The 7963-nt window shown below is 52.0% G+C and carries 8 protein-coding genes; all 8 read right to left on the reverse strand.

Annotated features, from left to right (window positions below):
• Positions 1–344: 344 nt before the first annotated feature.
• The 8 genes from BLP45_RS13455 to BLP45_RS13490 all read right to left on the reverse strand — a co-directional run bounded on the left by BLP45_RS13455 (position 345) and on the right by BLP45_RS13490 (position 7253).
• The gene (locus BLP45_RS13455) at positions 345–1046 is read right to left on the reverse strand and encodes a 2,3-bisphosphoglycerate-dependent phosphoglycerate mutase (protein ID WP_090373004.1); all 702 of its coding nucleotides are present in this window, start codon (positions 1044–1046) and stop codon (positions 345–347) included.
• Positions 1047–1242: 196 nt separating this feature from the next.
• Positions 1243–1701, reverse strand: coding sequence for an HIT family protein (locus BLP45_RS13460; protein WP_090373005.1), 459 nt, complete (start codon positions 1699–1701; stop codon positions 1243–1245).
• Between the two features lie 381 nt (positions 1702–2082).
• Entirely contained in the window at positions 2083–2853 is a 771-nt protein-coding gene (locus BLP45_RS13465) for a phosphocholine cytidylyltransferase family protein (RefSeq protein WP_176754763.1), read from the reverse strand.
• A 295-nt stretch (positions 2854–3148) separates the two neighbouring features.
• Entirely contained in the window at positions 3149–3790 is a 642-nt protein-coding gene (locus tag BLP45_RS13470; protein WP_090373006.1) for an HAD family hydrolase, read from the reverse strand.
• Positions 3787–4716 carry an NAD-dependent epimerase/dehydratase family protein gene (locus tag BLP45_RS13475; protein WP_090373007.1) on the reverse strand — a complete coding sequence of 310 codons (930 nt, stop codon included), beginning with the start codon at positions 4714–4716 and terminating at the stop codon, positions 3787–3789. The genes BLP45_RS13470 and BLP45_RS13475 overlap by 4 nt, the downstream gene beginning before the upstream one ends.
• Positions 4709–5662, reverse strand: coding sequence for a phosphoglycerate dehydrogenase (locus BLP45_RS13480; protein ID WP_090373008.1), 954 nt, complete (start codon positions 5660–5662; stop codon positions 4709–4711). Before BLP45_RS13480 ends, BLP45_RS13475 begins: the two co-directional genes overlap by 8 nt.
• A complete protein-coding gene (locus BLP45_RS13485; protein WP_090373009.1) occupies positions 5659–6420 on the reverse strand; it encodes an HpcH/HpaI aldolase family protein in 762 nt (253 codons plus the stop codon). Before BLP45_RS13485 ends, BLP45_RS13480 begins: the two co-directional genes overlap by 4 nt.
• Positions 6421–6485: 65 nt before the next feature.
• A complete protein-coding gene (locus BLP45_RS13490; protein WP_090373010.1) occupies positions 6486–7253 on the reverse strand; it encodes a 3-deoxy-manno-octulosonate cytidylyltransferase in 768 nt (255 codons plus the stop codon).
• Between the last annotated feature and the right edge of the window lie 710 nt (positions 7254–7963).

The raw sequence follows: 7963 nt of genomic DNA on the forward strand, positions 1-7963 counted from the left end.
TCTTGAGAGCCGGCAAGGGGCCTACATTGTCTGCTTCGTTAAGTTCGGGAATTACAACGCAGAATTGGGTCAAGGATACCTCTAAAAATCAAGCAACAAATCTAGATGACAGCATGATGCAGGATGAAATGCCGCATGCCTTGTTTCACACTTTAAGCACGAACATTTCGTTCGCCTGTTTCCAGGAAAAAGCTTGCTGGCACAATTCAAATTCTTGACGAACAAGGCTGAGCGGCCCCAGGCCGTTGAAGCTTTACCGGGGATTCAATTCGGCGCCCGATAGCTTTCAACGATTACCAGTTACCGGGAAAGTCTTGGAGCCATGGATAAGCTTGTGCTGAATGTTACTGTATGGGCTGATCAGCATAGTAATGCTGAACAGGGCCCAGTTTATCGTTAAGGTCGTATACCAGCGGACGCCCTGTGGCGATGGACAATTTCATTAGCTGGGAAACGGATAATCCATCCAGCTGCATCATCAATGAACGCAAGACGTGCCGGTGAGATACCACGAGAATCCGTTTTCCACGCTGGATCTCGGGCACGATTGTTTCCTGCCAATAGGGTAGGACCCGGAAGAAAGTCTGCTGCATGCTCTCCGCAAGCGGCAATTCTTTCTTGTCGATGTCCGAGTAGCGGAGCTGATTCCCGGGGCAACGTGCATCGCCGGGGCGGAGCGGGGGGGGGAATGTAGTAAACCGTAACTGGGGGCCAAGGACGGGCCATATGCCAAATTTCCCGATAGCATTAATACGGTGTACTCCCTCCAGCGCCCCGTAATGGCGCTCATTCAAGCGCCAACTCTGCCGTGTGGCCAGTCCGTTAAGTCCCATCGCCGACAATACAATACGCAGCGTGTCAGTGGCTCGCCTAAGTTCCGAAGTAAAACACATGTCGAACTCGCAACCTGCCTCCTTGAGCAGGCGGCCAGCCCGCTCCGCCTCCTGTTCACCGCGATGACTCAACGCAACATCGTTCCAGCCGGTAAAATACCCATCCCGGTTCGAAATACTTTCCCCATGTCGTAACAGAACAAGTTGCGTCATTGTTGGCATTTCCTAAAAAATCATATAGCTGATGGTTAACCGGCTTCGCACTGCAAACCCGGGCGGCGTGAAATATTCATAAATCCAGAAACCGTAAACCCAGGCTCGTCCTCTCTCCGCCATAGCAACCCGCCTTGCCTGAAACATCGCTGTTCTCAATTTTCCTTACCTTCCCCCGATTACGAAGGCGCGATGCTTATGCCCAGCAGGGTAATATGTAATCGATGATTTGCTGGTTAGTTCTTGCATCGGTTTCGGTTGGCCGGTGGAAGTCAGGCGCCCCCGGCCAACCGAAGTCGATAAACTCCAGACCATTAAAATACTTTGCCTTTGCGTACCGCGGAATAATATGGAAGTGTACGTCCGGGTCAACCATCATTAGCATCAGATAATTAAGCTTATCGTAATTAAATGCCTTTGCTAAAGCAGATTCCAGCTGTGCTGTTATTTTGTGAAGCTCGGTAAAGCTCGCTTCACTCAGTTTAGAGAATTCTTGAGCTGGCTCACGAGCTGCCAGAACCAGAGAACCAAGCGTTAACTGGACTGGGCGGAGCATGAGAGTCCAGTATTGATATTGTTGAATTATTGTTTGTGGCGCCCCAAACTTTCGCATTGTTGCGTTAAAGATTGGTGCATCCGGCGGAGAACTGATCATTCAAGAACCATGTATTGTTTCCCGCAGATGCATTTCGCCCAGGGAATATTCAAATCAAATTTACGAATTATCGTATCCTGCCTCCAGGGTACGATGTGCGCATGATCTCCCGCACAATTCCTCGCATTATACATTGCAAGGGGCTCGGAAGACACGGCCGATGATATGAGCGGCACGTGTTCAGAGCGCCGAAAGTGCGCGTATCAATTGACATCGTGATAACGCCTCATCAAGGGACAGACATTGGACGGGCGGTTATGTCCTGCGTCAAGTGGGCAAGCACAAGCATGGGTTCTGCTCGCAAGTCTGCAACGAAGCAGGGCTATATTCATCTTTTATTTAACCCCCCATCGAATAAACCTCCCATCGGTGGGAAGATGGCTATGCAATTTCATCTTGATCTATTTTGCTGAAGAGTGCCTCAGCCTTTACCAGATCCGCGGCAAAATCAATTTCACACCAGAAATGCCCGGACACAGAATACGCATTCACTAATTGTTTGCCGGCCAGCGCATCCACGATGGCGAGATACCACCATTTAAGCTTTTCCTGGTGACGGAGTGCATCCTCGACCGCCGTGCGGAAAAGTTGCGGCCCGCGCTCCCGAAAAAAAATAAGACCGATGGATTCGCAGTCGATTTGATCGGCGGTTAAGTTCTTACTCACGTGCTTGACCCATCCATTCTCATCCAGCTGAACCTTCATGTCGTCCGCATCGTAGATGGGTTTGGAACTCACGGTGAGGGTAATGGGTGCGGCGCCCGAGTTCAACAGTTGTATCAGTAACGCTTTATCAAAAATGGTATCTCCATTCAGGAGCAGAAAGTCGCGATCCATCGCGGAACGTGCAATCCAGCAACTGGCCAGATTATCCGCAACCTCGAAGAACGGATTAAAGATTGTATTGATCCGTGCCCGATTCGCATAGCTTTGCAACAGAGACTCGACCAGGCTGGATTTGAAGCCCGTGACCACAGTGATATCATGAATCCCGGCAGCGAGTAATGCCTCAATCTGCCAAGCAATAATTGGTTTGCCTGCTATCGGTAACAGGCACTTCGGCATGTTTTCAGTTAGCGACAGTAGCCGTCGTCCCTGTCCAGCGCTGAGGATGATCGCTTTGATAGCGCTTTTTTCTTTGCCACAGGTCATATCCAGTAGCCTTTTGAATGTTCAAGAATGCACAAACGATGCGTGCTGAGCATTTTACGCGCCATCCATCCAAACTTGGGCCCTGCCTGCATTCCTCAACATCTCGTCGTGTCCAAATTAAACTGAATATGATTTAGAAATATATTTTTCAACGCACAAGCCGGCGCCTGGCTACGCCTTCTATTCCGCCGGTAAATTTCTAATATTTTTTTGCGTGGATAACTGCTTCGTGTATAGAGGGTGCTCACTGAGCTATTGATCTCATGAAGATAGCATGGCAGCAGATAGATTCTTCTCAGGTGAGTAATGAACTCAGATCAGGTAACGTATTGACCTCTGCCGGGAAGGGGTTGTCATCCCCCGGGCGTACCCGCCCCAGAAATGCTATCCCGTTTATCTGCGCACTCTGATAATCAATCAGCGCATCGCCGATCATGAGCACGCGTTCGGGGGAAAGGACGTGGGACGACAAAATATCCGCGATGAGCAGTTGTTTTGGCGTGGGGGAACCGCGCACCGCCCTAAAATAGGGCGCCATGCCACGACGCATGACTATCGTATTAAGCTCTGCTTCCGGCGTACCGGATGCGATAAATAAAGGTATCCTCGCGGCCTCTTTACGAATCAGTTCGGCTGCGCCAGGCACTGCCTCGCTGGCAACGACTGCCTCGACCACCAGTTCGGAGAAAAGCTGGTCCAATTGCTGCTCTTCATCCGGTGTCAGTGGAGGTTTTTCCAATAAGTGTTGCTGAAAATAATGAAATTTCTGGTAGCGTGACATGCCGCCATTCAAGCGGTGATATCGCACCACCTCAGCCATGACCGTTTCCCCATGGGCCCGATAGAGATTAGCAAAAGCTTGCGTTTTGATATCGCCGGATTCAACCACTACGCCATCGAAATCGAAGATAATGGCTTGCCAATCCGCTGTCGTCATGCTTTGTTGTCGGATGCCGATGGCGTGGCCTCGTCATCTTCGCCGGAGTGATGCATGGTTTTATGAATATCCCTGAGACAATCAAGCAGACCCTGGCCCAGATCGACATGTTCGTTCAGGACCAGTTTGCGGCCGATTCGGGGCTGAAACGCGTAGGGAGTCACTTCGTAGTGATGCACCGCATTGGCTTCATCAAAATGCAAAGCAACTTCCCAGGGCATGATTTCCGAGATCATGGTCATGACTTCTTTGATACGCAATCGTTCCTGTCCCGTCAGAATCAGGTGGCGGTTGGCGAACTCCGGCGCCAGAACCTGTACGCTCATGCGCGCCGCGTCCTCCACATGGATGTACTCGCGAAGCGCCTCACCGCTGCCGTGATAAGTTATTGAATGTTGTTCCACCGCTTCATGCAGCATCCGGTAGATACCGTTGCGTGCATCAGCACGCCTGCCGTACAGAGATCCATAGCGTAAAATACTATATTCCAGGCCATAGCGCTCATGATAGGTTTCGATAAAGCGTTCGGCCGCCTGTTTGCTGGCACGGTAAAAAGATCCGGACTCCGAGTAGACATAAATACTGCTGGCGAAGACGAAACGACGCGCTCCGGCAAGACGGGCGGCTTCCAATACGTGCATATTACCCAGGACATTTATCGTGGCAGTAGCCAGGGGTTTGTCGTGCGCTTCATCAATGTCCGCGATGGCGGCAAAATTGTAGACGACGTCGGCACCCTTGGCTGCTTCCGTCACCTGGGCCAGGTCCATGACGTCACCAATGATCATTTCCTGATCATGGCGTCGATAGGGAGATGGACAGCGATCGAACAAACGCACCCGGTAGCCGGCGGCGGATAATGCATCGGCTACATGGCTGCCAAGAAAACCACTCGCACCATACACAATAGCGGTTTCATTAGACATTCTTTATTAGCCCATCTTTGATGAGGCCCGCATTACCCAGGCCCCGCAGCAGATTCTCCGCAGCTTCAATTTCCATACACTGACGCGACTCTCTGGCGAGAGAGCCAATATGCGAGGTGAGAATCGCCTGGTCGCATTTGAGCAATGGGCCGTGGTAGGGCTCCTGCTCGAAAACGTCGAGTGCAGCCGCACCCAGCTGTCCGGAAGTCAAAGCCTCGGCCAGGGCGACTTCATCGATGAGGCCGCCGCGGGCAGTATTTATCACCACGGCGCCGGGCTTCATCCTTGCGAAAGCATCCGCATCCAGCAAATGATGCGTGCCGGCATCGTATGTCAGGTGGAGACTGATGACATCCGCCTCCGCCAGAAGCTTCTCCAAGGGTACCAGTTTTACTCCTTCCGGTGCCTGCTCCACATAGGAGTCATGCGCTATAACCTCAGCGTCAAACGCTTGGCACAAACGGGCGACACGTCGTCCTACCCGTCCAAAGCCAACGATACCTATCACCTGGGCAGCAAGCAACTGGCCTTGCGTTCGTGGCCATTCCCCTGCGCGGAGCAATCGGTCAGTCCGGCATATCCTTCTCAACGCCGACAATATCAGGCCCATAGCGAGTTCAGCAACTGCCTGAGCCGGTGCTTCGGGTGTATTCAGAACAGCGATACCATGGCGCTTTGCTGCAGCAAGATCAACGCTGTCCAGACCGCTTCCGCAACGCGATATCACCTTCAGGCTTTTGGCAGATGCAAAAACGCGTTCTGTAAGGGGTTCTATTCCAGCGATCATCCCGACGGCATCCGCACCGAGCAATTCGATGGCTTCGTCTTCGGTGAGCTTGCGTCCATGGCTATTACTGGCAATATGCATGCCCTCCTGCAGTAAATGCTGGATATGCGGGTTGCTGTCCACGTCAAACGACGAGGTGGAAATGACAAGTTTACTCATAGCGTTGCTCTTATATTCTGCATATGACTGCGGCAAAGCGTATCGAGGATACGAATGTCCAGACCATAGCCAAGAAAGTTGAAGCCGGCTTCAATGTTTCGCCGCAATGCATCCGGATCCGGCTCGACCACATGAATGCCTCCCGGTTTGCCTAGCCGACGTCCCGCCTCGCGTACTTGTTCTATCGCGGATTGGACTTCCGGATAATCAAGTTCACCAGGCCGACCCATGGAGCCGGATAGATCGTAAGGACCGATAATATAGGCGTCAATGCCGGGAACAGAAAGAATGGAATCAATCGCATTGACTGCGTCGATATGCTCAATCATGGCGACGATGATGGCATTGTCTTCCAACCAGTGCCGGTATTGTTGAAACCGTGCGCCATAACCTTGGGCACGAGCCAGGCCGACTCCGCGCCGGCCTCGAGGCGGATAATAAACAGCTTGTACCGCAGCCTCCGCGTCAGCAGCGGTTTTAACCATGGGCACCATTACGCCTGCAGCACCGGCGTCCATTACCCGCTTGATCTGGTCTGGATGATTCGAAGTCAGCCGTACGATTGCCGGGCACTGTTGCCCATCAAGCACCTGGATCAGCATTTGAACTTCGCTCAACTCCAGGACGCTATGCTCTGTATCCAGTACCAGCCAGTCAAATCCGGCGGCAGCCATGATTTCGGCGATGGCTGGATGCCCTAACGTGACCCATGAGCCGATGGTCAGTGCATTTCGCGCCAGTTTTGATTTTAATTGCATTGGTATTTCTTCCCAGGGAAAGCTGTTGGAGGCGGCTGTTGTTATAAAGGGATAGGGGTAGGGATTCAATACGAGGCCAGCAGGGGATCGCTTGCCATCAATCCGGCCACACGTTCCAGATCGATCTGGGTATCTACTGCCTGAGTATTAAACTTCGTCCGCACCATCTTCACCCGATAGCCGTGTTCCAGCAATCGTAACATGTCGACGGACTCCAGTTGCTCCAGCGGAGTGGGCGGCAGCCTGGCAAAATCGAGCAGTGTTTCCCGGCGGAATGGGATGATGCAGACCTGTTTGTAAGCGAGCGTATGCATGAAGTTAAGCGGGGCGGATTGAGTAAGGGTCGGAGCGGTCGGTATCGGCTGACGTGACATGTAAAGCGCGTCACCCTGCTGATTCATCACCACCTTAATGGTGTTGACGTCATAAAAATCAGCTTTGTTATCGATACTTCGCACCAGATTAACGCAGCCCAGCAGGGGGTCGTGCCGAAACGGCTCCACCGCGGCGTCTATCATTTCCGGATGGGTCATTGGCTCATCGCCCTGTACCATAACAATAAGTTCGGCATCAATCTCGGCACCGGCTTCCGCCACACGGTCACTGGCCCGTTCATGGGTGTCGGCAGTCATAATCACGGAAGCGCCGAAATCCTGCGCTACCTGCCGGATTTCCTCGTCACAAGTGGCGATATAAGTGGCGTCAAGGGCATTACTCAGGGCAACACGCTTGTAGACGTGTTCCAGCATGGTTCGGCCTAGAAGCTTTGCAAGCGGTTTGCCGGGGAAACGTGATGAACCCATACGTGCCGGTATTACAGCAATTGTTTTCATTAGTTATTCATACTCACTGGAGAGCTTGTTGTCATAAAAAGGTCCTTCTCCATTTGACCGGCGATTATGGCCCGATCATGTTAGTGAAAATGGAATTTGTCGCTCTGATCGCTATCCTACCATTCGGGGAAGTATTCCGCGAGAACTTGAGGTAGTCTTACTCGTGGCCGATCTCTGGATAGGCTCTCGTGAAGCGCCAATTATGGCAGCCGAGCTGTCACAATCGGGGGGTTTATTCAAAGGTCTCTTCGCCGGCGTGGTATCAGCAAACAATAGCTGTGCTAGTGTAGGGCGTCGAAATATGGCTACGTAAAACTGCCGGGATTGTTGCCGTGCCTGTCCGTGCCCCTAGTTGTCCCCGCGTCATGAATAATTATACGTTCCGGTGTCTCACCTGACTCCCATTCAGTCATTCTTGCGTCTGCGACGTGGTTATTAATTTGCGTTTGTTATGTAACGATACTTCTAACGCGCGGCGCTTCTGGCGCGCTACGCTGGTAAACGAATATCCGCGCGTGTACAATTACGCGCTTTTCGCCACTCGAATGTATCTGAATATTCAATGTAATGATGGATATGCTGCCTGTCTCTAACATGTCGGGGAGGAAAAAGCGGGGATGAAAGCACTTTTTTTTCTGCGTCATTATAACGACATTGACCACATCACCCCGGTCATCAGCAAGTGGATTGCCTCGGGTCACACCTGCGAC

It is taken from the genome of Nitrosospira sp. Nl5, from assembly GCF_900102495.1.
In the GTDB taxonomy this organism is placed as follows: domain Bacteria; phylum Pseudomonadota; class Gammaproteobacteria; order Burkholderiales; family Nitrosomonadaceae; genus Nitrosospira.